Here is a 23,587-nt window from a genome sequence, read left to right as displayed (position 1 = left end):
ACTTCGACATTTAAGGTTCAGCCTAGTGCGCTAGGCTGAAAGTTCCCGCCGTTAAGGTGTTGGAACGGTGTCGCGGACGAGCCGTTTCTCTCGTTCGAAAGGAGATTTTGCGATGTTGACCAGGGTATTTCTCGCTGCCGGCGTAGCCGCGCTGGCGATCGCTGCCCCGGCAAGCGCGGGGCCAGGTGGCGGCCACGGCGGTGGCGGCGGCAACGGTAAGGGAAATGGTGGCGGCGGACCGCCCGCAGCCCAGCAGGGCGGCGGTGGCGGCGGCCACGGCAACGGTGGTGGCGGAGGCGGCGGTGGTCCGCGCTTCGAACAGCCCCGCGGCGGCGGCGGCGGCGGTGGCGGCGGTGGTCCCCGCTTCGACCGTGGCGGCGGCGGACCGCGCATGGAGGTGCGTGCTCCCCAGATGCAGCAGCGCGTCGAGCGTCAGCAGCAACGTGGTTTTGAACGTCAGCAGGCGCGCCAGATGGAGCGTCAGCAACAGCGCGGCTTCGAGCGCCAGCAGGCCCGGCAAATCGAGCGCCAGCAGGCGCGCGGTTTCGAACGTCAGCAAGCGCGTCAGATGGAGCGTCAGCGCGGCTTCGAACGCCAGCAAGCTCATAACATCGAGCGTCAGCAGGGCGGCTTCGCCAAGCAGCAGGCGCGCATGATGGAGCGTCAGCAGGCTGACGCGAACCGCAACCTCCAGCGTCAGCAGGCGGACGCGAACCGCAACCTCCAGCGTCAGCAGGCGATGGCGATGAGCCAGTTCGCGAACAACAAGTTCGGCGGCAACGCCTTCGACAATCAGCAGCTGCAATATGTTCAGCAGCAGCAGCGCAATTATCAGCAGCAGCTGGCTGCCTCTCGCTTCGCCGACTGGAATTACGGGTCGAACACGCAGTTCTTCGCGCCGACGGTGGTCGAACGCTTCATCGGCGTGCCGGTGCAGCAGGTGGCGAGCTTCGGTGCGCTGAGCCCGTTCCCCGCCTCGCTCCAGTATCTCTACCCGTCGAACGACGATTATTACTGGCAGTACGGTAACGGCTACGCCTACCAGATCGACCGCGGCGACAATTTGATCCAGGCGCTGATCCCGCTGCTTGCGGGCGGCTATCTGCCGGGTTCGTACCTGCCGACGTCGTACATGAGCAGCTATGTGCCGGCGGCGTACGGGTTCAACAACTTCTACCAGGACTATGGTGACGTCTGTAACCGTTACTATGACGGCGTCATCTATCAGGTGGATTGCGACGACGGGTACGTCGAGAATGTGATCCCGATGTACGCGGGTGGCTATGGTGTCGGCCAGATGCTGCCGTCGGCCTACAGCTACTACAACGTGCCGACCCAGTATCGCACGATGTACTACGATACGCCCGACTACGGTTACTGGTACTCGCCAGGGGCGATCTACCAGTACGACCAGCGCAACGACATGATCACGTCCGTCGCGGCGCTGCTGTCGCCGGGGTTCGCGGTGGGTCAGCCGCTGCCTGCGGGCTACGGCGTCTACAACGTGCCGTACGATTACCGGCAGACCTACTACGACACGCCGGAAGCCTGGTACCGTTACAACAACGGCTACATTTACCAGGTCGACCCGACGACGCAGCTCGTCACGGCAATCGTCGCCTCGCTCCTGACCTAGGCGCGAGCAACCGTAAGGCCCGGGGCGGAACCCAATCCGCCTCGGGCCATTTCATTGTCGCAACGATAAGGAGAAAGTGATGAAGCGCCACGCGCTCGCACTAACCATGGGCACCGCCGCGCTGCTCACGCTCGGCGCCTGCAGCAGCAAGACCGACGGCAACGGCGCGGCCAAGGCCCCCGAAGCCCAGACGGACAAGGCCCAGAAGGCCGCCGGCGGCAAGACCATCGGCGCCAGCATTCCGCCGAACAGTCAGTTCATGGCCGCCGCAAAGGCTGCCGGTCTCGACCAGACGCTCGCCGGTCCGGGTCCCTACACCGTCTTCGTTCCGGATGACGCCGCCTTCACCGGCGCTCCGGCAGGTACGTTCGACACGAAGCCGGAAAATCGCGCGCAACTGACCGGCGTGCTGACCAACCTGATCCTGCCCGGCACCGTGATGGTAGCCGACATCGACAAGGCGATCGATGCCGGCAAGGGAAAGGCCGTGCTCGCCACCATGAGCGGGACGCTCACTGCGACCAAAGACGGCGGCAAGACGGTTCTGACCGACGCCGCGGGTCACAAGGCTACCATCACTCAAGGCGATGAGCAGTATACCAACGGCGTCGTTCATCACGTCGATGCGATGCTGATGCCCGCCAAAACCAGTAAGGCGCCAGCGGTCGGCCAGAAAAAGGGCTGAGCCACCCCAAGATGTTGCGATGTAGCGGCCGCGGGGCCGCTACATCCGCTTCCCTCATCATTCCGCTTCCGCCCGCAAAACGGCTCGCTATAGTGGCGCCTGCGGTGCCCAATGACGGGCGGATGATGGGGCTTGAAACGACATGAAAGCGACGATCGAGCGGGCAACTCTCCTGAAGAGCCTGAGCCATGTGCAATCGGTCGTGGAGCGCCGGAACACGATCCCGATCCTCAGCAACGTGCTGATGGAAGCGAAGGACGACGGTTCGCTCCGCCTGATGGCGACCGACCTCGATCTGCAGGTCGACGAAAGCATTGCCGCCAACGTCAGCCAGCCCGGTGCCACGACCGTTTCCGCGCACACCTTCTTCGACATCGTCCGCAAGCTTCCGGAAGGCAGCCAGGTTGAGCTGACCGCCGCCGAGGGCAAGATGCAGGTCGTGGCCGGCCGCTCGCGCTTCAATCTGTCGACCCTGCCGCGCGATGATTTCCCGGTCATTGCCGAGGGTGATCTGCCGACCCGCTTCGAACTGCCCGCCGCGACACTTCGCCAAGTCATTGAGAAGACCCGCTTCGCGATCTCCAGCGAAGAGACTCGCTATTATTTGATGGGCATTTTCATCCACGTCGTGGACGACCAGATGCGCGCCGCAGCGACGGACGGCCATCGCCTCGCTCGCGTCACCATCCCGAAGCCGGACGGCGCCGACGGCATGCCCGACGTCATCATCCCGCGCAAAGCGGTCGCCGAGCTTTACCGCCTGCTCGAGGAAGTCGATGGAACGGTGGAGATCTCGCTGTCGCCGACCAAGGTCCGCTTCGGGCTCGGCAGCGCCATTTTGACCAGCAAGCTGATCGATGGGACCTTCCCCGACTACAATCGCGTCATCCCGACTGGGAACGACAAGCTGCTCAAGCTCGATCCCAAGAGCTTCAGCCAGGGCGTCGATCGCGTCTCGACCATCGCCAGCGAGAAGACCCGCGCGGTGAAGATGGCCGTCGACCGCGACAAGGTGACGCTGTCGGTCACCTCGCCCGAAAACGGCGTCGCGACCGAAGAAGTGCCCGCCGACTACGGTTCGGATGGCCTCGAGATCGGCTTTAACGCCCGCTACCTGCTCGACATCCTCAGCGAGATCGACGGCGACACGGTCGAAGTGCACCTCGCCGACGCCGCCGCCCCGACGCTCCTGCGCGAAAACGACAAGTCGAACGCGCTCTACGTCCTCATGCCGATGCGGGTCTGACATGATCTGTCGGCTCTGGCGCGGCTGGGCTGCTCCGGAGGACGCCGACGATTATGAGCGGATCGTGCGCTCGCAGGTCATCCCTGACATTGAAGCGCGGCAGATCCCGGGATTGCGGCACATTGACCTGATGCGCCGCAATCTCGACGGCGAGATCGAATTCCAGACGATGATGTGGTTCGACGATTTCGCCTCGGTGCGGGCGTTCATGGGTGACGATTACGAACGCAGCCACGTTCCGGCCGAAGCCCGCGCCGTCCTCAACAGCTTCGACGACCGCGCAGCGCATTACGAAGTCATCGACCGCCGCGATCAATAAAGGCTAAGCCGATCGTGTGCCGGTCAGCCGCCTAACCCTCACCGACTTCCGCTCCTATGCCGCCGCGACTGTCGAAGCGCGCGATGGTTTCGTGCTCCTCTTTGGCGAAAATGGAGCGGGGAAGACCAACCTGCTCGAAGCCGTATCGATGCTCGCCCCCGGGCGCGGGCTTCGCGGCGTACCGATTTCCGAGATGGCGCGGCAGGGTGGCAGCGGCGGCTGGGGTGTGGCGGCACGGCTAGGCGAGAGTGATCTCGGCACCGGCACACAGTCCACGGCGCCCGAACGCCGTCAGGTCCGCATCAATGGCGCCGCCGCGTCGGTGAACGCGCTTGGCGAATGGCTGTCCGTCCTGTGGCTGACGCCAGCGATGGACCGCTTGTTCACCGGCAGCGCGGGCGACCGCCGGCGCTTCCTCGACCGCCTCGTCCTCGCGCTTGAGCCGGGGCATGCCCATCACGCCTCCCGCTACGAAGCCGCCATGCGCGCCCGCAACAAGCTGCTCGCCGAGGAGCAGTGGGACGAAAGCTGGCTGTCCTCGCTCGAACTGGCGATGGCGGAACATGGCGCAGCGGTCGCCGAAACCCGCGCCCGCGCCGTGACGGCGCTCGATGCCGCGATCGCCGCAGCCCCCGACGACGAGTTCGCCCGCGCCGAAATCACGCTTGAGGGTTGGGCGCCCGCCAATCTTACCGCAATTCTCCGCGCGAACCGCTCACGCGACGCCGCCGCCGGGCGTGCCATCGAAGGCCCTCACCGCCAGGACCTTGCCGTCCTCCACCGCGCCAAGCGCATGCCGGCGGCGCAATCCTCCACGGGCGAACAGAAGGCATTGCTGCTTGGCCTCGTCCTCGCTCACGCCGACCTCGTCGCCGACCGCCGCCGCGCCCCACCCATGCTGCTCCTTGACGAAGTTGCCGCTCACCTAGACCCCAAACGGCGCGCCGCATTGTTCGCCCGCCTTGCGGGCCGCGGCCAGGTCTGGATGACCGCGACCGAGGCCGCGTTGTTCGACGGCATCGGCACCGCAACCCGTTTCCACGTCGAGCCCGGCGTCGTCCATTCGGCCTGATCTGGACTTTTCGCGGCTTACCGCTATATTGCACTGCAACACGAGGCGCCTAGCAAGCGGCGTGATCGGTGCACAAGCATCCGGCCCGCGCCTCATTTCCTGAAGTTCTCCACATCACGCGGGGTTCTTGTTTCCCGCCCGCCGGGCGCCCTCATGGCGCGCCCGACGGCTCTATTTGTGGAAGTTTTTCAATGTCGTTTCATTCCCTCGGGCTCTCGAAGCCCCTGCTCGATGCGCTCGCCGCCAAGGATTATACCAAGGCGACGCCCATCCAGCTCCAGGCCATTCCGACCGTTCTTACGGGCCGTGACCTGCTGGGCATCGCCCAGACCGGCACCGGCAAGACCGCGGCCTTCATGCTGCCCTCGCTCGACCGGCTGGCGGCCAACCGCGTCATCCCGAAGCCGGGCCAGATCCGCATGCTCGTCCTCGCCCCGACCCGTGAGCTCGCCTCGCAGATCGCGGCCAGCGCCGAAGCCTATGGCAAGTACATGCGCCTGTCGGTCGGCGTCATTTTCGGCGGCGTCCCCAACGGCAAGAGCGTGCGCACCGTCGCCCGCGGCCTCGACGTCCTCGTCGCCACCCCGGGTCGTCTGCTCGACCTGATCGACCAGCGCGCGCTGAGCCTCCGCGAGCTCGAAATCCTCGTCCTCGATGAGGCGGATCAGATGCTCGACCTCGGCTTCATCCATGCGCTGAAGCGCATCGTCGCGCTCGTCCCGCCCAAGCGCCAGACCCTGTTCTTCTCGGCCACCATGCCGCGCGCGATCAAGGAACTGGCCGACAAGTACCTCAGCAACCCGGCGGAAGTGTCGGTGACGCCGGCCGCGACCACCGTCCAGCGGATCGATCAGCGCGTCACGATGGTCAACCAGGCGGAAAAGTCGGCGCTGCTCGCCCTGCTGCTGCAGAATGAGCCGGTCGAGCGCGCGCTGGTGTTCAGCCGCACCAAGCATGGCGCCGACAAGATCGTGAAGCAGCTCGCGGCCGCCAAGATCGCGTCGGGAGCGATCCACGGCAACAAGAGCCAGGCCCAGCGCGAGCGCACGCTCGCCGCCTTCAAGTCGGGCGAGATGAAGGTCCTGATCGCGACCGACATCGCGGCGCGCGGAATCGACGTCCCGGGCGTCAGCCACGTCGTCAACTTCGACCTGCCCGACGTTCCCGAGCAATATGTCCACCGCATCGGCCGCACCGCGCGCGCCGGCGCCGACGGCATCGCCATCGCCTTCTGCGCCCCCGACGAGCGCGGCAACCTGCGCGATATCGAGCGCACCACGCGTCAGCGCTTGCCGGTCGCCCCGCTGCCGGCGGACTTTCAGGCCAGCGCCGAAGCGTTCAAGCGCCTCAAGCCGCCGGTCGAGGCAAAGCCCGAGCGCAGCCTGCGCGACGGGTTCAAGGCCGACCGTCGCCACGACGGCCAGCAGCGAAAGGCTCGCAACGGCGGCGGCCAGCGTCATCCGCAGCGCGGCGGACCCCAGGACCGCAACGGCCAGCGGCGCGACGACCATCGCGGCGACGCGACGCGTACGTCCTATCGTCCGGAAGTGTTTCGCGAAGCTGATGCCGATCCGCGTGCAGCCCGTTCCAGCGAAGCTCGCGGCCCCGCGCGCCCTCAAGGCGGTCAGCCGAAGCGCAAGTTCCACGGCCGGTCGCGTCGGCCCGGCGGCTATCGCGCCGCCTGATCACGAGGATCGTCCCGGCTTGAGGGCCGGGACGCCTCCGCTGTTCGTTAGAAGGTCGGCAGGTGGCCGGACCGGATTACCAGCGCCGTCAGCGCAAAGCTCGTGAACGACAGCGCCCACGGGTTCGCGGCGAACCGGTCGAGCCATTCGATGGCGGCGCGCATCATGCGAACACCTGGGGCGCGAAGAGCAATTGATAACCGCTGACCAGCGTCGCGAACGTCAGCATCGTGGTGATTGCCATCACGCCGTAGACTTTCAACGGCACCTTGCCCGGCCGCGCGGCAGCAGGCTTCGCTTCGCGCGCCATTTCCATCAACAGGCCGGCCAGCAGGTCGGTCGGCATCTCCGCTTCGCCTGTCCCACCGTGCGTAACACTCTTCATCGTCTTGCCCCTTATCGTGCCGGCGCTACCCGGCGCCGGCTGACTATGGTCATTCAGGAAGCGTGCCAACGGGAAGAAACCGCCAATTCTTGCCGCAGTGCGGCGGTCTTGTGCGGGAATCCGCCCCATGCATTGGCGATTTCTCCGAATGTCCGGTGACGTCATGGTGTCATCGCGGGGCAGTTTTGTTGCAACGCAACAAAAGTAGACATGAAGCGCTTAGCTACTTTCCTCGTTCGATCGGACCCACCCAGTGATCACCTTCGTCATCGTCCTTGCGACGATCTGGACTGTCTCTTGCGCGGGCGTGATCTGGCTGTTTCGCAACGAGCTTCAGGGCAAGGGCTGAGCGACGACGCTCACCAAACCCGGCACTGCTGGGCCGCCGGCCGCGCCATGGGCGCCTGCGCCGGGCAATTAAAGGCGCGTCGGAATTCGGGCATGTTCGACAAGGGCCCGTTGACCCTGAACTCCGCCGGCGCGTGCCCATCGTTCGCCACGGCGTCGCGCAGGCTCGCGTCCGTCTGCGACGTGCAATGGGATTGCGCATAGCGGTAGAAAAAGCGCTGGGCGGGACTGCTGTTCAGCGCGTCGCGCCGTTCGACCTTGTCTCCCAGCGAACGCTTGAGCGCTTCGTAAGCCAGTCGCAGGCCACCGTAATCAGCGACATTTTCCGGAAATTCGTCCGAACCCGCGAGATGCACCCCGGGTAGCACCTGGTAGGCGTTGGCCTGGTCGATGACGCACTGTCCCCTTGCGTCCGCCGCCTTGTCGTCCTGCGGTCCCCACAGTTCGGCATCCTCGCCGGCAGGGCCGAACATATGCAGTTGCGCCACGTGCACGAATTCGTGCGCGAACACCGACCCGTAGGTCGCGTAGTTAAGCTCGTCGTGAGCGCTCGCGTCGAACCGAGGTGCCGACAGGAACGCTGCCGTCATGATCAGCGAGTTGGAAAAGGCGTCCGGGAAGCCGTTCGGAATGACCAGCCGCGCCGCCGCCATTCCTTCGCCGACCCACGGACTGACTTTCATTTCCCAGGCGGTGCGACTGCGCGGCTGGGCGGCTCTCGCCCATTCGCGCTGCTGCTCGAATCGCCGGCTGGCAAGGACGTTGGCCAGGAAATGCTCGCGGCTTACCGGATATTGCCCCGTCGCCGGCCACAGGTCGGGGAAGCCGACTTTGAGGTCCGTGTGCCGCAACTTGTCCGCGGTCGCCGCACGTGCTTTGGGCGACAGCCACTCGGCCTCGCCGATCGATCGAATAATCTCCGCCCGTATAGTCTCGGACAATCGCCGTGCCGCGTCGCGCGCGGGAACACCCAACACGCGCTGCGAATATTGCCGCGAGAATTCGACGCCCATCGCCCGCACGGCCGCATCGCGGCAGCGCCGGTCCTCGTCGGCCAGCTGCGGCCGCCAGTTCAACGGCAATTGTGCCAGCGCGGCATCGTACGACCGCGGCAGCTCGCCGCGCAGCGAGAAGAGGAACGCCCAGCGCAGATAGGCGCGCAACTCCGGCAACGTCCGGCTGCGAAACTCCTTGTCGAGCGCGCGCAGATAAGCTGGAGACGTGACGTTGATGGCCTTGCCCGGCCTTGCGCCAGCCGCGCGCAGATAGGCCGGCCAGTCAAATGCCGGATCCATCGCCTGGAGTTGCGCGATAGTTCGCGGGTTCTCGGCCTTGGCCGCCTCCCATCGCTCGTTACGGAGTTTGACCAGGCGCTGCGTCAGGTCGGCCACCGCTGCTGCCTCGCGCGCGGCCACCGCCTCCGGCCGCCCGCTCGCGCGAAAGACCGCGGCAACCGCTTCCGGTTGCGCCCACAGCATGCCAGGATGAATTTCGCCGCGGTTACGATCCAGCCGGTTGCGATCCGGCCGCCCCCCATAATTGACGAAGGCGTCGACGCCGATAGCGGCGAGGTCCCGCGTCAGCGCCCGAATGTCCGATCGGCTCTTTGCGCTGTCGATCCGGATGAGCCAGCGCCGCAGCAGCGCTTCGTCCCCGGCCGTCCCCTGGCGGCAGGATTGATAGAAACGCTGCAACCGTTCCAGCTCGCGGTCCCCGCGCGCCGGCTCGCCGAGCAGGCGGGTCAGGCTGCGGTCGAAATCGCTGTTGGCTTGCAGATCCGCAAGCGCGATCAGCGGATGCTCCGCAGTGGCCGGATGGCTCGCAATGAATCCGCCGCACGCATGCCGGTAAAAGTTCGTGCACGGGTCCGTGCCCATGTCGAGCGCCGAACGGTCGATCCCGTCACCTGTTGGCAACAGTCTTGGCGGCGCCGCGCGCTCCGGGGTCGGCACGCTCAAACCGGCATCCGCCGCCATTGCGACACCGGCAGCCGCAACGATCCATTTGACGAACCTGCGCATTCGATAGCCCCTTGCGACCCTTGCGGTGCGTATTACACACATAACACAGTCTTGGCGAGCCGGGTGTGGGACCGTCACCCCGGTTGCTGCTAGCTACGGATTGTGGAACGGGCTGGATCATGGCCGGACGGTTTATCCTCACGCTAGGCGCGATCATTCTGTTTATCGCCGGGCTTGCCGGCCTGTTCGCACCGGTCGAAATTGCCCGGGCGATCGACGGCGCCGCATCGAGCGCACTGCCCATCTTCATCCAGCTGCTCGGCGGCAGCCTGATCGGTTTCGCGGCGATGGATTGGATGAGCCGCCGCAACCGGATCGGCGGCATCTATGCCCGGCCGCTCGGGCTCGGAAACCTCATCCTCTTCGCCACCGCGGCGCTCACGCTCGGAAAAGCCGCCTCGCGCGGCAAATTGCCGCCAACGCTTATCGGGGCCGGCGCAGCGACAGGCCTCTTGGCGCTAAGCTTCGCTTGGCTCGTCTTCGCTCATGATCCATTGTCGGAGGGCTCAGCACAAAGCGCAGGCTAATGTCCGCTTTCGACCCAAAGCAGACACTAGCTCACCAGCGAACTTCGTTGCGTTACTGACGTCGGATCCCTGTGGTAAACTGCTGAACCGCCATGTCAGACGTCTTCATATCTTACGCAAGGTCAACGGCGAAGCAGGCCGATAGGATTGCTGACGCACTTCGCGCGCACGGGCATGACGTTTGGAGAGATACCCAACTGCAGGCCCACCAAGGCTTCAGGAAAACGATAGAAGAGCAGCTCTGCGCGGCTAGGTCGGTCCTGGTGCTCTGGTCGGCAGATGCGGCCCGCTCCGATTGGGTTTGTTCCGAAGCCAGCCGGGCCCGCGCTCTCGGTAAGCTCGTTCAGCTCACCCTGGATGGATCGCCAGTGCCGATGCCGTTCGATGAAATTGAGTGCGCGGACCTCCGGCTATGGCGTGGCGAAACCGATGCCCAGGGCTGGACTCAGGTTTTGAACGGGATCGCGGCGAAACTGGGACTGAGCCCGTCCGCAGGGGTTACCGAATTGAACGGCCGCGCCGGCAAGCCCTCGATCGCTATCATGCCCTTTGCGAACATCGCGGGCGACGCCGAACAGGAATATTTCGTTGATGGCATGCTGGAGGAGATCGCCACGTCTCTTTCTCGGATTCGGACGATCTTCGTGATTGCGGGCGGATCGAGCTTGTCGCTCAAGGGTAAAAACCTCGAGCCACAGGAAGCCGGTAAGCGGCTGGGAGTCGCATATCTTCTCGAAGGCAGCGTTCGGAAGGCAGCCGGCCGGGTCCGCATTGCGGTCAAACTGATCGACGCCGCCGACGGTTCTCAGCTATGGGCCGAACGGTTCGACGACTCGCTCGAAGATGTTTTCGGTCTTCAGGACAGGGTCGCGCTTGCGGTCGCCGCGCGCATCGAGCCGAGCCTGCAGCAGGCCGAAATCCGCAAGATGCCGCGGAGGCCCACTCAAAACATGAGCAGTTACGACCTTTACCTGCGGGCCTGGCCGCTGCATCGCAGCTACACCAAATTGGGAACCTTGGAGGCGCTGGAGCTGATCGAACGCGCCGTAGCGCTCGACCCGAATTACGGTCCCGCTTTGGCTCTGGGCGCCGTGTGCCACAACATCAGCCGGCTATTCGAGTGGGCCACGCGACCAGAGGCCGACCGCCTCAGGGGGATTGAAATGGCGCATCATGCGCTGGCCGTCGCCAGTGACGACGCCGACGTCCTCGCAAATGCCGCATCGGTCATCGCTGGCCTGGAGCGCGACATCGAGGCGGCAATCGTCCTTTGCGACAGAGCAATTGATCTCAATCCTGGATCGCCCATTGGCTGGTTCATGAGCGGGATCATCCATTTGCGGGTTGGTCACAATGAGATCGCGATCGAACATCTCGAACGTTCGAGGCATTTGGACCCGCTTGGTCCCGACGTGCCCAATCTGGTGGGACTCCTGTCTTGGGCACGTTTTCAACAGAGGCGGTTCGAGGACGCTGTCGCGCTCGGCAAGGAGTTCGTCAGGCAAAAGCCTCATCCGCGCGGGTATGCGTTCCTGGCGGCAAGCTATGGCCATCTCGGCCGCCTCACTGAGGCGGAGGAAGCGCTGGCACGCTACGCAGCACTTGCCTCTCGATCCATCGAGAGTTTCGCCGAATATATGATCATCAATCCTGATGGGCTCAGCCTCTTCCTAAACGGCATTGAGTTGGCTCGAGGCAATCCACGAGCGAGCGAGCGGGCAGCGCCCTAAGGCTCGGATCGATCCGCCGCAGATGGGCGGTCGCCAATGTCCGCTTTCCACCCATTGCAGACATAACGCGCCGTGATACGCTGGACTGAGTTGGGAGAGCGTAATGTTGCTACTGATCGCTGCAGCTGCCGTCACTCAACCCACATGCGTTTTGTCAAATCACGGAATATCGTGTTTCGATTGGAAGTCGGTTCATTGCCCGCCGCAGTGGAAAAAAACGCGGTGGGGCTGCTGGGACGGACGTAAGATGCATTTGGTGACGTCGGTCACGCATCGCACGACGACTGACATTATTGGTCGCAAGCATCCCTAAAAATCGCTGCTTTCCACCCAAGGCAGACATTAATCCGCCAACGCGAAATGCTGTCCTACACTAGGCTTTTCGTGCCACTCACCGGCTGATGAGCGGCGCGTCGTCTTCAACTCCGGGTACAAGCTGTTACCCTCGCCGGAGCCTCAATCCGCCGGCATTTGTCACCCTGACCGGCGCATTCGCCCTCGGCAGCCATGCCGTCCAGGGTAACGAAGTGGAGGAAGTGGAGGACCCCCCGGTTTCAACCAATCAGGGTGACAATCTGCTGTCTGTGGCCATGGGAATCATCCTCCGCGACTCCCGCGCGCGCGCACACGCGCACACGCGTGACTTCCGAGGATAAATCCCTATATCTGGACTATGGCAACCGACCCCAATCAGAATTCCTACGGCGCCGAGAGCATCAAGGTGCTCAAGGGCCTCGACGCCGTCCGCAAGCGGCCCGGCATGTACATCGGCGATACCGACGACGGCTCCGGCCTCCACCACATGGTGTTCGAGGTTTCGGACAATGCGATCGACGAGGCGCTGGCCGGTCACTGCGACCGCATCCTGATCCAGCTCAACCCCGACGGATCGGTCACGGTCGAGGACAATGGCCGCGGTATCCCCACCGGCATCCACCCCGAAGAGGGCGTCTCGGCGGCCGAGGTTATCATGACCCAGCTCCACGCCGGCGGGAAGTTCGAGAACACGTCCGACGACAATGCCTACAAGGTGTCGGGCGGCCTCCACGGCGTCGGCGTCAGCGTCGTCAACGCGCTGTCCGAATATCTGGATCTCACCATCTGGCGTGATGGCGAGGAGCATTACATGCAGTTCCGCCACGGTGACGCGGTTGCGCCGCTCAAGGTCGTCGGGAAGGCGCCCGAGGGGAAGAAGGGCACCCGCGTTACCTTCCTGCCCAGCCCCGAAACCTTCAAGATCACGGAGTTCGACTTCGAACGGCTCGAGCACCGCTACCGGGAGCTCGCCTTCCTCAACTCGGGCGTCCGCATGATCCTTGCCGATGCCCGGCACGAAGAACGGGTCGAGCATGAGCTATACTACGAGGGCGGCATCGCGGCCTTCGTGAAATATCTCGATCGCGCGAAGAACCCGCTCTTCCCGGAGCCGATCGCCATTTCCGCGGTCCGCGACGGCATCGGCATCGACGTCGCCCTCGAATGGAACGATTCCTATTACGAGAACGTCCTGCCGTTCACGAACAACATCCCGCAGCGCGACGGCGGCACCCACCTCGCCGCCTTCCGCGCCGCGCTGACCCGCACCCTCAATGCCTATGCCGACAAGTCCGGCATGCTGAAAAAGGAAAAGGTCAGCCTGACGGGCGACGACATGCGCGAGGGCCTGACGGCCATCGTGTCAGTCAAGCTGCCCGATCCCAAGTTCAGCTCGCAGACCAAGGACAAGCTGGTCAGCTCGGAAGTCCGCCAGCCGCTCGAAGCTTTGATGGGCGACAAGATGAGCGAGTGGCTGGAAGAACATCCCGCCGACGCCCGCGCCATCATCCAGAAGGTCATCGACGCCGCCGCGGCGCGCGAAGCGGCGCGCAAGGCCCGCGACGCCAGCCGCAAGACGGTGATGGGCGTGACCGGCCTGCCCGGCAAGCTGCACGACTGCCGCGAACGCGATCCGGCGCGGTCAGAACTGTTCATCGTCGAGGGCGACAGCGCCGGTGGCTCGGCGAAGTCCGGCCGCAACAGCGAGTTTCAGGCGATCCTGCCGATCCGCGGCAAGATCCTCAACGTCGAGCGCGCGCGGACCGACCGCATGCTGTCGTCGAAGGAAATCATCTCGCTGATCCAGGCGATGGGCACCGGCATCGGCCGCGAGGAATTCAACCTCGAAAAGCTGCGCTATCACAAGATCATCATCATGACCGACGCCGACGTCGACGGCGCCCACATCCGCACCCTGCTGCTGACCTTCTTCTACCGGCAGATGCCGGAGCTCGTGGAGGCGGGGCACCTGCTGATTGCCCAGCCGCCGCTCTACAAGGCGACCCGCGGCAAGGCGGTCGAATATCTCAAGGACGAAGCCGCGCTCGACGATTATCTCGTTCGTGGCGGCGTCCAGCTGACCTCGCTCGACGGCATCGGTTCGGGCCAGCCTTTGCTGGCGCTGGTCGACCATGCCCGCCGCCTGCGCACGCTGATGCATTATGCGCCGCGCCGCTACGATCCGGTGATCGTCGAAACGCTTGCGCTGGGCGGCGCGCTCGATCCGGCGATCAACGCTGCCGAGCGGACGAAGCGTTTGGCCGAAGTTACCCGCCGTCTCGACCAGGGCGATCCCGAAGCGCGCTGGACCGCGCGGATGACCGACGAAGGCGGATTCCACTTCGAACGGCTGTGGCGCGGCGTGACCGACCACCACATCATTGAAGCGGCATTCATCGCCTCGGCCGAAGCCCGCAAGCTCCACACGCTGGCTGCTGAGCAGGCCGAAATCTACGCCGGCGCCCGCAAGCTCGTTTCGATCAAGGCCACTTCCGGCGAAATGGCTGAGGTGTCCGAGACTTCCGAAGAAACGGACGGCGACGAAGCGGCGCTGACCATCGGCAAGGGCGAAACGCTGGTGGCGCGTCCGTCGCAGCTACTCGACGCGATCCTCGCGGCGGGCCGCAAGGGCCTGTCGATCCAGCGCTACAAGGGTCTCGGTGAGATGAACGCGGAACAGCTGTGGGAGACCACGCTCGACCCGCTCAACCGCTCGATGCTCCGCGTCGCGATCGACCAGGCTGACGTCGCCGACGAGATCTTCACGCGTCTCATGGGCGACGTCGTCGAGCCGCGCCGCGAGTTTATTCAGGACAATGCGCTGAACGTCGCCAATCTCGACGTTTAGGAACACTCTGCGATGGCCGTTGTTGGCGCTCCCGTGACCTCAGGCGCGTCGATTACCCTGGCCAGCTACAATATGCGCAAAGCCGTCGGTCTCGACCGGCGGCGCGATCCGAAGCGCGTGCTCGACGTACTGCAGGAGATCGACGCCGACATCGTCGCCCTGCAGGAAGCCGACAAACGCGTCGGCGGACGCGGGTCGGCGGTGCCGCATGAGCTGATCGACCGCCACGGCACCTACAAACCGGTTCATCTCGGCGTCCGACACAAAAGGATGTTCGACAAGGTCCGCAAGCACAGCGACCGCCTGCTCAAGCTTAACACCCGCAATCTCGGGTGGCACGGCAATGCGATCCTGGTGAAGCAGCACATCGGCGTGCTCGACGCCGTGGCGCTGGAATTGCCGACGCTCGAACCCCGCGGCGCGGTCATCGCCGAGCTGCTGATCGACGAGCGGCCGCTGCGGGTCGTCGGCATGCACCTCGACCTCAGCGGCCTGTGGCGCAAACGGCAGATGCGGGCGATCATGGAAGCCGTCGCCGCCCGGCCCCAAAAGATGCCGACGGTGCTGATGGGTGACACCAACGAATGGCGCACCGCCGCTGGGTGCCTCAACGACCTGTGCGACGAATTTCACATCGCCCCGACCGGCAACAGCTTCCATGCCCGCCACCCGGTCGCCGCGCTCGACCGGATCATCGTCGACAAGAACCTCGATATCGAAGCCGCCGGCGTCCACATGAGCCCCGCGGCGCGCAAGGCCTCCGACCATCTGCCGATCTGGGCTAGAGTGAAGGCCTAGCCGCCGATCTTCCGCTGCCGCCGCCGCTGGATCGACGATCCGATGCCCATCGCCTCCCGGTACTTCACCACCGTCCGCCGAGCGACGTCGAAGCCCCGCTGCTTGAGCAAGCCGGCGATGGCGTCGTCGCTGAGGATGTCGGTCTCGGCCTCGATCAACTCCTTGATCCCCGCCTTCACCGCCTCCGCCGCCGCCCCGTCGCCCTCCGTCGAAGCCACCCCGGACCCGAAGAAATACTTCAGCTCGTAAAGCCCCCTGTCGCACAGCAGATACTTGTTGGAGGTCACCCGGCTGACCGTCGATTCATGCATCCCGATCGCCTCGGCGACCTCCCGCAGCGTCATCGGCTTCATCGCCGCGACGCCGCGTTCGAAGAAGCCCTGCTGCCGTTTGACGATCTCGCTGACGACCTTGACGATGGTTCGTGCCCGCTGGTCGAGCGCCTTCACCAGCCAGTTGGCGCTTTGCAGGCATTCGCTGAGCCAGGCCCGCGACGTCTTGTCCTGTGGGCCGGACTTGAGTTCCTGGTAGTAGCGCCGATTGACCAGCAGCCGTGGCAGCGTGCTTTGATTCAGTTCGACCGCAAACCCGGCCTTAAGAGGTTTGACGAAAACGTCGGGCGTCACATCCTCGGCCGCAGCGCTGGAAAACTGGCATCCTGGTTTCGGATCGTAAGCGCGTAGTTCACGGAACATGTCGGCGAGGTCTTCGTCGTCGACGCCGCAAATTCGCTTGAGGTCGCTGGTGCGGCCCTTTGAAAGCAAATCCAGATTGTCGATCAGCCGCGCCATTGCCGGATCGTAGCGGTCAGCGGCCTTTGCCTGCAGCGCCAGGCATTCGGCCAAGGATCGAGCACCGACGCCCGCGGGTTCGAGTCCCTGAAGCAACACCAACGCCTGCTCGACCGATGCCAATGGCGCATCAGTAAGCTCCGCAATCTCGCCCAGCGGCACGGTCAAGTAACCGGTCTCTTCCAGCGCCTCGGCGAGGATCCGCGCCAAGTCTCCGACATCCCCCGAGTGCCCGTGCAACTGCATCTGCAGATGCTCCGCAAGTGACGATGCCGCGAATTCGACCCGGTCGAAGTCAAATGCTTCCTCGGCGCTGCCTGACGTCACGACGTCATTGAAACTGTCGATTTCCAGCGCCTCCGACTGCCAGTCCATGTCCATCGGCCGGTCGTCGTCGGCTTGCCCGGCGATGAGGTTGTCCGCACCGGGATCGTCCGGCGCGTCGTCATTGTCTCGTTCCTCTCCGGAATAATCCGCGGCTGGCTGCGCGTCCCCGTCGCCCGATTGCGCTTCAAGCAACGGATTCTTCGAAAGCTCCTCCGCAAGAAATGCATCAAGCTCGAGGTTGCTAAGCTGCAACAGCTGGATTGCCTGACGCAGCTGTGGCGTCAGGACCAGCTGCTGCGATTGCCTTATGCTTAAAGAGGGGCCCAGGCCCATCGCGTCAGCTTACAGCGCGAAGCTTTCGCCGAGGTATAGGCGGCGGACTTCCTGGTCCGCGACCAACGCTTCCGGCGTTCCGGCAAACAGGACCTGCCCGTCATAAATGATGCAGGCGCGGTCGACGATGTCGAGCGTCTCGCGGACGTTGTGATCGGTGATCAGTACGCCGATCTCCCGGCTCTTCAGCTCACGGACCAGCTCGCGGATGTCCGAAATGGAGATCGGGTCGATGCCTGCGAACGGCTCGTCGAGAAGCATGATCGACGGGTTCGCAGCGAGCGCCCGGGCGATCTCGCAGCGGCGGCGTTCACCGCCGGACAGCGCCATGGCCGGCGACTCGCGGAGGCCGGTAAGGCCGAACTCCGACAGCAATTGCTCCAGCCTCGCCGCTCTCACCGAACGGTCAGGCTCGGCAGCCTCTAGCACCGCCATGATGTTGCCCTCGACCGACATGCCGCGGAAGATCGAGGTCTCCTGCGGCAAGTAGCCGAGGCCGAGGATCGCGCGCCGATACATCGGCAGTTCGGTGATATCGTTGCCGTCCAGAAAGATGCGGCCGCTGTCGGGCTTCACCAGACCCATCACGGAGTAGAAGCAGGTCGTCTTGCCCGCGCCGTTGGGTCCGAGCAGGCCGACCACCTCGCCGCGGTGGACGTCGAGGCTGACGTCGTGCAGCACCGCCCGTTTGTCGTAGGACTTGGCGATCGAGCGGACTTCAAGGCCGTCGTTGGCGCGCCGCGTATCGATCGCGGGCCGCTCAATGATCGCTGCCTCGTTCACCTTTATTGCTGCTGACGCTGCGGGACAGTGAAATGGCCGGTCACGCGACCGCCGCTCGCATTCACACCCGGGGGGCCGCCGTCGACGACCGCGCGGCCCGTGTCGAGATCGATCGTCAGGCGCGCGCCATTAACGCGGTTCTGATCACGAATGAGTTCAACGTTACCGAGCAGAGTGATCAGCTTGCGGTCGAGATCGTAAATGCCGAAGTCGCCGCGTGCCGTTTCCGACGGGCTCTTGATCGTTACGCCACCGGCCGCATCCAGGCGCTTGATCTGGACGCCCGCGCCGCCCGTTCCGCCGGCGTAGGCGACCGTCAACCGAGGCGTGTCCAGCATAAGCTCGGCCTGCGTCACATGCACGTTGCCGACGAACATCGCCCGGTCGGCGCGATCTTGCACCTCGATCCGGTCCGCGGTGACATCCACGGGGGCATTGCTGTTATGCCCCTTCAGGGCCGACGTCGGCTGTTCCTGACGCACCTGTGCGATTGCCGCTGTCGCCGCAAAAGCCGCTGTTGCAAGGATGATGCCAGTGAAGCGCACGCGCATCATCTGACCGCGCCTTGCACGATTTTCAAGCGGACACCACCATCCAGCACAACCTTGCGCTCATCGAGGTCGGCGCGGATCTGATTGGCACGGAATTGTCCTAGCCGCATCGCGCCTTGCGCGGGGCCTTGGCTCGCAAGTTCGCGCTGTTTCAGATCGACCAAGACGTCGCTGGTGTTCAACGTGAAGCCGTCGTTGCCCTTCACGCTCACCGGCCCGTCGATCGAAACCTGCTGAGTGTCGATATTATAGCGGCCCTTGTCCGCCGCGATCGTCATCGGCCCCTGCTGTTGCTCGAGCCTCGCCAGCATTCCGTTGATGGCGACGATGGGCGTATCGGAACTGGGCTGGACTGCACGATTGGCGATCATTTCGAACATTTGTCCCTTGTCATCGGTGCCGCTGTAGCGCGCGCTTTCCACGCGCATCCTTTCGGGGGCGCTATCGACCTTCTTCTTGTCGAGGATGAAGCTGACATCGCCTTTGCGGTCGAGGGGGGCGAGAAACAGGATCGCAAGCAATACGCCAACCGCGCTGGGAAGGGCGATCTTTGCCCAGCGTACGATCCGGTCATGCCCGCTGTTGGGCGTCGCCCACCGCTGCGGAACCTCGCGCCGGTTGGGGACGGCGCTATCCGTCATGGGCGAAAATGTCCTGTTCCGGCCATCCGGCCAGATCGAGCAACGCGCGCGTCGGCAGGAAGTCGAAGCAGGCTTGGGCCAGCGCGGTTCGCTCTTCGCGAGCGAGGCGGATGTCGAGTTTTTCCTTCAACTGGTGGAGATAACGAACGTCACCGGCGGCATATTCACGCTGCGCCTCGCTTAGCTCGTCGGCGCCCCAGTCGCTGGTTTGCTGCTGCTTCGACACGTCGATGTTGAGCAGTTCCTTGACCAGATCCTTGAGTCCGTGACGGTCCGTGTACGTCCGAACCAGCCGCGAGGCTGTTCGCGTGCAGTAAAGCGGTGCCGCCATGATCCCGAGATAAGCGCTCATGATGCCAATATCGAACCGGGCGAAATGGTAGAGCTTGAGCCGGTTCGAATCGGCGAGCAGCGCCTTGAGATTCGGCGCCGAATAACCGCTGCCGCGCTTGAAACGGACGAGGTGCTCGTCCCCCTTGCCGTCAGACAATTGGACGACGCAGAGGCGATCGCGGCCGTAAATCAGGCCCATGGCTTCCGTGTCCACGGCGATCGGCCCGTCGGCGAACTTTACGTCGGCCGGAAGGTCTTCCTCGTGCAGGTAAACCGCCATTTCCACTCCTTAATCACGTCTTTCGGCCGCTTTAGTCCCCTATCGCCCCGGCATGCCAGCCCTGCCGTCAGGCGCGCTGTCACTGAGTCACTAGAGACGGCCTCAATTTTCTTGTAAGGGCCCTGAACGGTGCGTGAGTGGATTGCGCGCCATGACCGGTTGCGCCGTTCGGCCCGAGCGCGTTGGTTTCAGGGGTAAGCGGGCTTTTAAGTACGGACGGTTCATGGGTTTCGATAGAGGGCGCAAGGGTGATCGCGGCGGTCGCGGGCGCGACAAACGCGACGATTTCGGCGGCGAGTCACAAAATTTCGGCGAATATGGCTATCAGGATCGCGGCGGCTTCGGCGGCGGCGGCGGACGCGGCGGTTTTGGTGACCGCGGCGGTTTCGGTGGCGGTGGTGGCGGCGGCTACGGCGGCGGCGGCGGTGGTTTCCGCGGCGGTGGCGGCGGTGGCGGCGGCTTTCGTGGCGGCGGCGGTGGCGGAATGCCTCCCCAGGTCGTTGGCGAAGGCAAGGGCGTCGTAAAGTTCTTCAACCCGCAAAAGGGTTTCGGCTTCATCGTTCGCGATGACGGCGGCGAAGACGTGTTCGTGCACATCTCGGCGGTCGAGCAGGCCGGTCTCACCGATCTGGCTGACGGTCAGCCGCTCGAGTTCACGCTCGTGGATCGCGGTGGCCGCGTGTCCGCGACCAACCTTCGCATCGACGGCGAGCCGATGGCCGTCGAACGGAGCGGCGGTGGTGCGGCTGGTGGTCCTGGCGGTGGCGCCGGCGGTCCGCAGCGTCAGCTGACGGGCGAGAAGGCCAGCGGCACGGTCAAGTTCTTCAACGCCATGAAGGGCTTCGGCTTCATTCAGCGCGATGACGGCCAGCCGGATGCATTCGTGCATATCTCGGCGGTCGAGCGCGCGGGCATGCCGACGCTGAACGAAGGCGACCGGCTCGATTTCGAGCTCGAGGTCGATCGTCGCGGCAAATATGCCGCGGTGAACCTGGCACCGAAGAGCGAATAATTACCCCGATTTCGGGGGCGGAGGGGCCGGGGAAGCAATTCTCCGGCCCCTTTCCTTTGCCTACATGGCGCTGGCGTAAAAGGCTGCGAGGTCCGCCTTCAGCTGCCGCGCCGACGGCGGATCCGTGTACATCATGTGGCCCGCCTCATAATAATGATAGCGGATGTTGGCCTGTAGCTGCGGTTCCAGCTGCATGTGCTTAAACTCATAGTCCGCGCCGCCAAATGGCGTCGCCAGATCGTAAAGCCCATTCACCGACAGGATTTTCATCCGCGGGTTCTGCCGCATTGCATCGGCGAGGTCCGCGCTGGTGTCCGCAATCGGCTGCGGCCCGTCGGGCCCGCGATGCTGGAAGCTCCAGTTGCCGCCTTGTGTTTCCGCATAATTGTTGGGCCGATAGGTCAGCGGCGTCTGGTAACCGAGGTCCCGCAGCAGGTAATCGTTAAGCGCACCGACGAAGGCGCCGGTTATCGCGCTCGATTGCGGATCGTAGCCGGCAGATTCGCCAACGGCGTCAGGCTCGGTGCCCAGATAGCGCGAATCGATTCGGCCTATGATTTGGCGACGATCCCGCAGCAATTCTCTCCGGAAGCGCCCGGGATCGACGCGCAGGTCCGAGCGGACGAGATAGTCGGCCGACAAACCTGTCAGCTGTGACATCTGCTGCGCCACCGACTGCCGTTCGGCATCCGTCAGGTTGTTCCCCTTCTGCAGCGCCAGCGCATAGGGCCCGCTCGCAAAGTCCCGCGCCTGTTGAATGAAGCTGGCCAGCGGCGGCTTGCCCGGGATCTTGTTGTGATACCAGGCGTCCGCCGCATAGGTCGGCAGGAAATTGATCAGCGACTGATCGCCCTGGAAATCGGCGAAGTTGAATACCGTGGAGACGAAGGCAATGCCGTTGAGCTGGACGCCAACGTTGAGCAACGAGCGCGACAGGCCCGCGGCGCGCGTAGTGCCGTAGCTTTCGCCGATGATGAACTTGGGGCTGTTCCAACGCTGATATTTGGTCAGGTAGCGCTGGATCGTGCGGGTAAAAATGTCGAGATCCTTGTCGACCCCAAACACGTCTTTCGTCTCCGCCTTACCGAGCAGGCGAGACAGGCCCGTCGTTGGTGCGTCGATGAATACGAGGTCGCTGATGTCGAGCAGGGTGTCGGGGTTTGCGCCGTAGCGGAACGGCGGCCCGGCAATGGTATCCGGAACCGCGGCATCGACCTTCATCGGGCCGAACGAGCCCATGTGCAGCCACATCGTCGATGAACCAGGGCCACCGTTGAACAGGAAGGTGATGGGCCGCGCCCGTCCGGCGCTCGGCACGGTGTAGGCGGTGTAGAACATGCTGACGACCGGCTCGCCCTTCTCGTTGCGAACGGTCAGGTGGCCGGGGGTCACCGTGTAAGCGAGCGTCTTGCCGCGCAGCGATATCGAACGGCGAACGGGGTGCTCATCTTCCTCGACGTTGGCCTTGATGACGTCCTTGTCGTCATCCTTCGGTGCGGCTTTCATATCCTTGGGCGGCACATCGCCCGCAGGCGCACCCTGCGCGAAGCCGGGAGCGCTCAGGACGAGCGCGAGAGCGAATATTGACGAACGCATCATTGTCCTTTCATCGGGATCGGGCGGCCCTGCGCCATGACATAGGCGACCCGCTGGACCGCTGTCGGATCGACCAACGGGTCGCCATCGACGGCGATCAGGTCGGCGGACTTGCCGGGATCGAGCGTTCCGGTTTCACCGGAAAGATTCATGAGGTCAGGCCCGCCCTTGGTCGCGGCGATGAGCGCGTCTCGCGGCGTCATGCCGCCCTTCTCGACCATCAGTGCCACCTCTTTGTTCGCTTCTGTGTGTGGGGCGACGGCGCTGTCGGTGCCGAGCGCGATCTTCACGCCATTGCGATAGGCGAGGTTCAGGCCCTTTCCCCAAACGCCCATCGTCATGCGCGTCTTGGCTTCCATCTCCGGCGTCAGCTTGCCCGATCCGAGCAGCCGCGACACGCCGCTGAAGGCCAGCAGTGTCGCCGAGAAGTAAGTGCCGTGCGCCTTCATCGCTCGCGCGCCGGCCTCGTCGAGGAAGGTGCCGTGTTCGATCGAATCGATGCCAGCGTTCGTGGCGGCAAGGATGCCGCGCGCGCCGTGGGCGTGGGCGGCCGTCTTGAGGTGCAGCGAGTGGGCCATGTCGATGATGCCCTTGAGCTCGGCATCGCTGAAGTGCTGCTCGAGACCCATTGCGCCGGGATCGAGCACGCCGCCAGTGGCCATGATCTTGATAACGTCGACGCCCGCGGCGGCGAGTTGGCGAACGACCTTCTGGCATTCGTCGACGCCCGTGCAGACCGAGGGGCTGAGGTGCGCTTCGTTGACGGCAGCTGCCAGTTCCGGCGGAAGCGCGGTCGCCGCGTCGCCGTGGCCGCCGATGATCGACAGCGGACCGCCCGAAACCTTGATGCGGGGACCGGGGAAGCGGCCCTCGCCGACCGCGTCACGCACAGCGATGACGCTGCTCGTGTCGCCGCCCAAGTCGCGAACGGTGGTGAAGCCCCCACGGGCCATCTCCAGCGCGTGGGTCAGCCCGACCGTCGTCGAATACGCATTCGAATATTTCTGCGTGTAACCTGCGTACCAGGGCTGCCCGCTCGTGCCGGTGAGGTGCACATGGACGTCGGTCATGCCCGGCAGCACGGTGCGGCTTCGCTCGTCAACGATGGTTGCGCCGGCCGGTGCCGTAAAGCCATTTTCGATGCGGGCGATGCGTCCGTTCTCGACGATCACCGTCGAATTGCCGCGCGCCGGCTGGGCGGCATCGACGATCAGGCGTCCGGCCTGGATGGCGTAGGTCTCCGCGTTCGCGGCGGCCGAAACGGCCAGCGCGGCCGCGCCGGCAAGCAAGGCTTTGATCATCGGATCCCCCTTAAGATGTGCGGA

21 protein-coding genes and 1 pseudogene are annotated in these 23,587 nt (G+C 64.4%); 12 read left to right on the top strand and 10 right to left on the bottom strand.

Annotated elements, in window-relative coordinates; all coding sequences use genetic code 11:
• Positions 1-22: 22 nt before the first annotated feature.
• Positions 23-601: a hypothetical protein gene (locus tag QU596_RS08800; protein ID WP_308515043.1), complete on the bottom strand. Its 579-nt coding sequence runs from the start codon at positions 599-601 to the stop codon at positions 23-25.
• On the opposite strand from QU596_RS08800, the gene QU596_RS08795 reads away from it, so the two are divergent.
• The 6 genes from QU596_RS08795 (at position 569) to QU596_RS08770 (ending at position 6,643) form a co-directional block, all read left to right on the top strand.
• Positions 569-1,636 carry a hypothetical protein gene (locus QU596_RS08795; protein ID WP_308515041.1) on the top strand — a complete coding sequence of 356 codons (1,068 nt, stop codon included), beginning with the start codon at positions 569-571 and terminating at the stop codon, positions 1,634-1,636. The genes QU596_RS08800 and QU596_RS08795 overlap by 33 nt on opposite strands.
• 79 nt (positions 1,637-1,715) lie before the next feature.
• Positions 1,716-2,321, top strand: a complete 606-nt coding sequence (locus tag QU596_RS08790; protein WP_308515040.1) for a fasciclin domain-containing protein — start codon at positions 1,716-1,718, stop codon at positions 2,319-2,321.
• Positions 2,322-2,463: 142 nt separating this feature from the next.
• Positions 2,464-3,567: a DNA polymerase III subunit beta gene (dnaN, locus tag QU596_RS08785; RefSeq protein WP_308515038.1), complete on the top strand. Its 1,104-nt coding sequence runs from the start codon at positions 2,464-2,466 to the stop codon at positions 3,565-3,567.
• Position 3,568: 1 nt separating this feature from the next.
• Positions 3,569-3,886 carry a hypothetical protein gene (locus QU596_RS08780; RefSeq protein WP_308515036.1) on the top strand — a complete coding sequence of 106 codons (318 nt, stop codon included), beginning with the start codon at positions 3,569-3,571 and terminating at the stop codon, positions 3,884-3,886.
• Positions 3,887-3,902: 16 nt separating this feature from the next.
• A complete protein-coding gene (gene recF, locus QU596_RS08775; protein WP_308515034.1) occupies positions 3,903-4,958 on the top strand; it encodes a DNA replication/repair protein RecF in 1,056 nt (351 codons plus the stop codon).
• A gap of 191 nt (positions 4,959-5,149) precedes the next feature.
• Complete coding sequence (locus tag QU596_RS08770) at positions 5,150-6,643, top strand: DEAD/DEAH box helicase (RefSeq protein WP_308515032.1); 1,494 nt, start codon at positions 5,150-5,152, stop codon at positions 6,641-6,643.
• Positions 6,644-6,806: 163 nt separating this feature from the next.
• Here QU596_RS08770 and QU596_RS08765 read toward each other — a convergent pair whose 3' ends face one another.
• Both QU596_RS08765 and QU596_RS08760 read right to left on the bottom strand, forming a co-directional pair.
• On the bottom strand, positions 6,807-7,157 hold the full coding sequence (locus QU596_RS08765; RefSeq protein WP_308515030.1) for a hypothetical protein: 351 nt from the start codon (positions 7,155-7,157) through the stop codon (positions 6,807-6,809).
• 230 nt (positions 7,158-7,387) lie between these two features.
• Positions 7,388-9,397 carry a M13 family metallopeptidase gene (locus tag QU596_RS08760; protein WP_308515029.1) on the bottom strand — a complete coding sequence of 670 codons (2,010 nt, stop codon included), beginning with the start codon at positions 9,395-9,397 and terminating at the stop codon, positions 7,388-7,390.
• A gap of 119 nt (positions 9,398-9,516) precedes the next feature.
• On the opposite strand from QU596_RS08760, the gene QU596_RS08755 reads away from it, so the two are divergent.
• From QU596_RS08755 to QU596_RS08740, 5 genes and pseudogenes are all read left to right on the top strand, one after another.
• Positions 9,517-9,924 (top strand): hypothetical protein, encoded by a 408-nt coding sequence (locus QU596_RS08755; protein WP_308515027.1) that lies wholly within the window; start codon positions 9,517-9,519, stop codon positions 9,922-9,924.
• A 92-nt stretch (positions 9,925-10,016) separates the two neighbouring features.
• Positions 10,017-10,292 (top strand): annotated as a pseudogene (locus QU596_RS13690) (toll/interleukin-1 receptor domain-containing protein); the annotation flags it as partial.
• Between the two features lie 6 nt (positions 10,293-10,298).
• Positions 10,299-11,654 (top strand): tetratricopeptide repeat protein, encoded by a 1,356-nt coding sequence (locus tag QU596_RS08750; RefSeq protein WP_420030972.1) that lies wholly within the window; start codon positions 10,299-10,301, stop codon positions 11,652-11,654.
• 673 nt (positions 11,655-12,327) lie between these two features.
• Entirely contained in the window at positions 12,328-14,817 is a 2,490-nt protein-coding gene (gene gyrB, locus QU596_RS08745) for a DNA topoisomerase (ATP-hydrolyzing) subunit B (protein ID WP_308515023.1), read from the top strand.
• Between the two features lie 12 nt (positions 14,818-14,829).
• Positions 14,830-15,615, top strand: a complete 786-nt coding sequence (locus QU596_RS08740) for an endonuclease/exonuclease/phosphatase family protein (protein ID WP_308515021.1) — start codon at positions 14,830-14,832, stop codon at positions 15,613-15,615.
• Here the strand turns inward: QU596_RS08740 and rpoN are convergent.
• From rpoN to QU596_RS08715, 5 genes are read right to left on the bottom strand one after another with little or no spacing between them, the layout of a single operon-like run.
• Complete coding sequence (gene rpoN / locus QU596_RS08735; protein WP_308515019.1) at positions 15,612-17,066, bottom strand: RNA polymerase factor sigma-54; 1,455 nt, start codon at positions 17,064-17,066, stop codon at positions 15,612-15,614. The two genes, QU596_RS08740 and rpoN, sit on opposite strands and share 4 nt — an antisense overlap.
• Before the next feature lie 9 nt (positions 17,067-17,075).
• Complete coding sequence (lptB, locus tag QU596_RS08730; protein ID WP_308515018.1) at positions 17,076-17,849, bottom strand: LPS export ABC transporter ATP-binding protein; 774 nt, start codon at positions 17,847-17,849, stop codon at positions 17,076-17,078.
• Between the two features lie 2 nt (positions 17,850-17,851).
• Complete coding sequence (locus QU596_RS08725) at positions 17,852-18,400, bottom strand: LptA/OstA family protein (RefSeq protein ID WP_420030971.1); 549 nt, start codon at positions 18,398-18,400, stop codon at positions 17,852-17,854.
• Positions 18,400-19,041: an LPS export ABC transporter periplasmic protein LptC gene (gene lptC, locus QU596_RS08720; RefSeq protein ID WP_308515014.1), complete on the bottom strand. Its 642-nt coding sequence runs from the start codon at positions 19,039-19,041 to the stop codon at positions 18,400-18,402. The genes QU596_RS08725 and lptC overlap by 1 nt, the downstream gene beginning before the upstream one ends.
• On the bottom strand, positions 19,031-19,654 hold the full coding sequence (locus QU596_RS08715) for a ribonuclease D (RefSeq protein WP_308515012.1): 624 nt from the start codon (positions 19,652-19,654) through the stop codon (positions 19,031-19,033). Before QU596_RS08715 ends, lptC begins: the two co-directional genes overlap by 11 nt.
• A gap of 223 nt (positions 19,655-19,877) precedes the next feature.
• Here QU596_RS08715 and QU596_RS08710 point away from each other — a divergent pair, with 223 nt between their 5' ends.
• Positions 19,878-20,666, top strand: coding sequence for a cold-shock protein (locus QU596_RS08710; protein ID WP_308515010.1), 789 nt, complete (start codon positions 19,878-19,880; stop codon positions 20,664-20,666).
• A 60-nt stretch (positions 20,667-20,726) separates the two neighbouring features.
• Here QU596_RS08710 and QU596_RS08705 read toward each other — a convergent pair whose 3' ends face one another.
• On the bottom strand, positions 20,727-22,265 hold the full coding sequence (locus QU596_RS08705; protein ID WP_308515009.1) for a S10 family peptidase: 1,539 nt from the start codon (positions 22,263-22,265) through the stop codon (positions 20,727-20,729).
• Positions 22,262-23,563 (bottom strand): metal-dependent hydrolase family protein, encoded by a 1,302-nt coding sequence (locus QU596_RS08700; protein ID WP_308515007.1) that lies wholly within the window; start codon positions 23,561-23,563, stop codon positions 22,262-22,264. Before QU596_RS08700 ends, QU596_RS08705 begins: the two co-directional genes overlap by 4 nt.
• Positions 23,564-23,587: the final 24 nt, after the last annotated feature.

This window comes from Sphingomonas flavescens (assembly GCF_030866745.1).
Lineage (GTDB): Bacteria > Pseudomonadota > Alphaproteobacteria > Sphingomonadales > Sphingomonadaceae > Sphingomicrobium > Sphingomicrobium flavescens.
The sequence above is the reverse complement of the archived record's forward strand: the minus strand, read 5'-3'. Positions and strand labels throughout refer to the sequence as shown.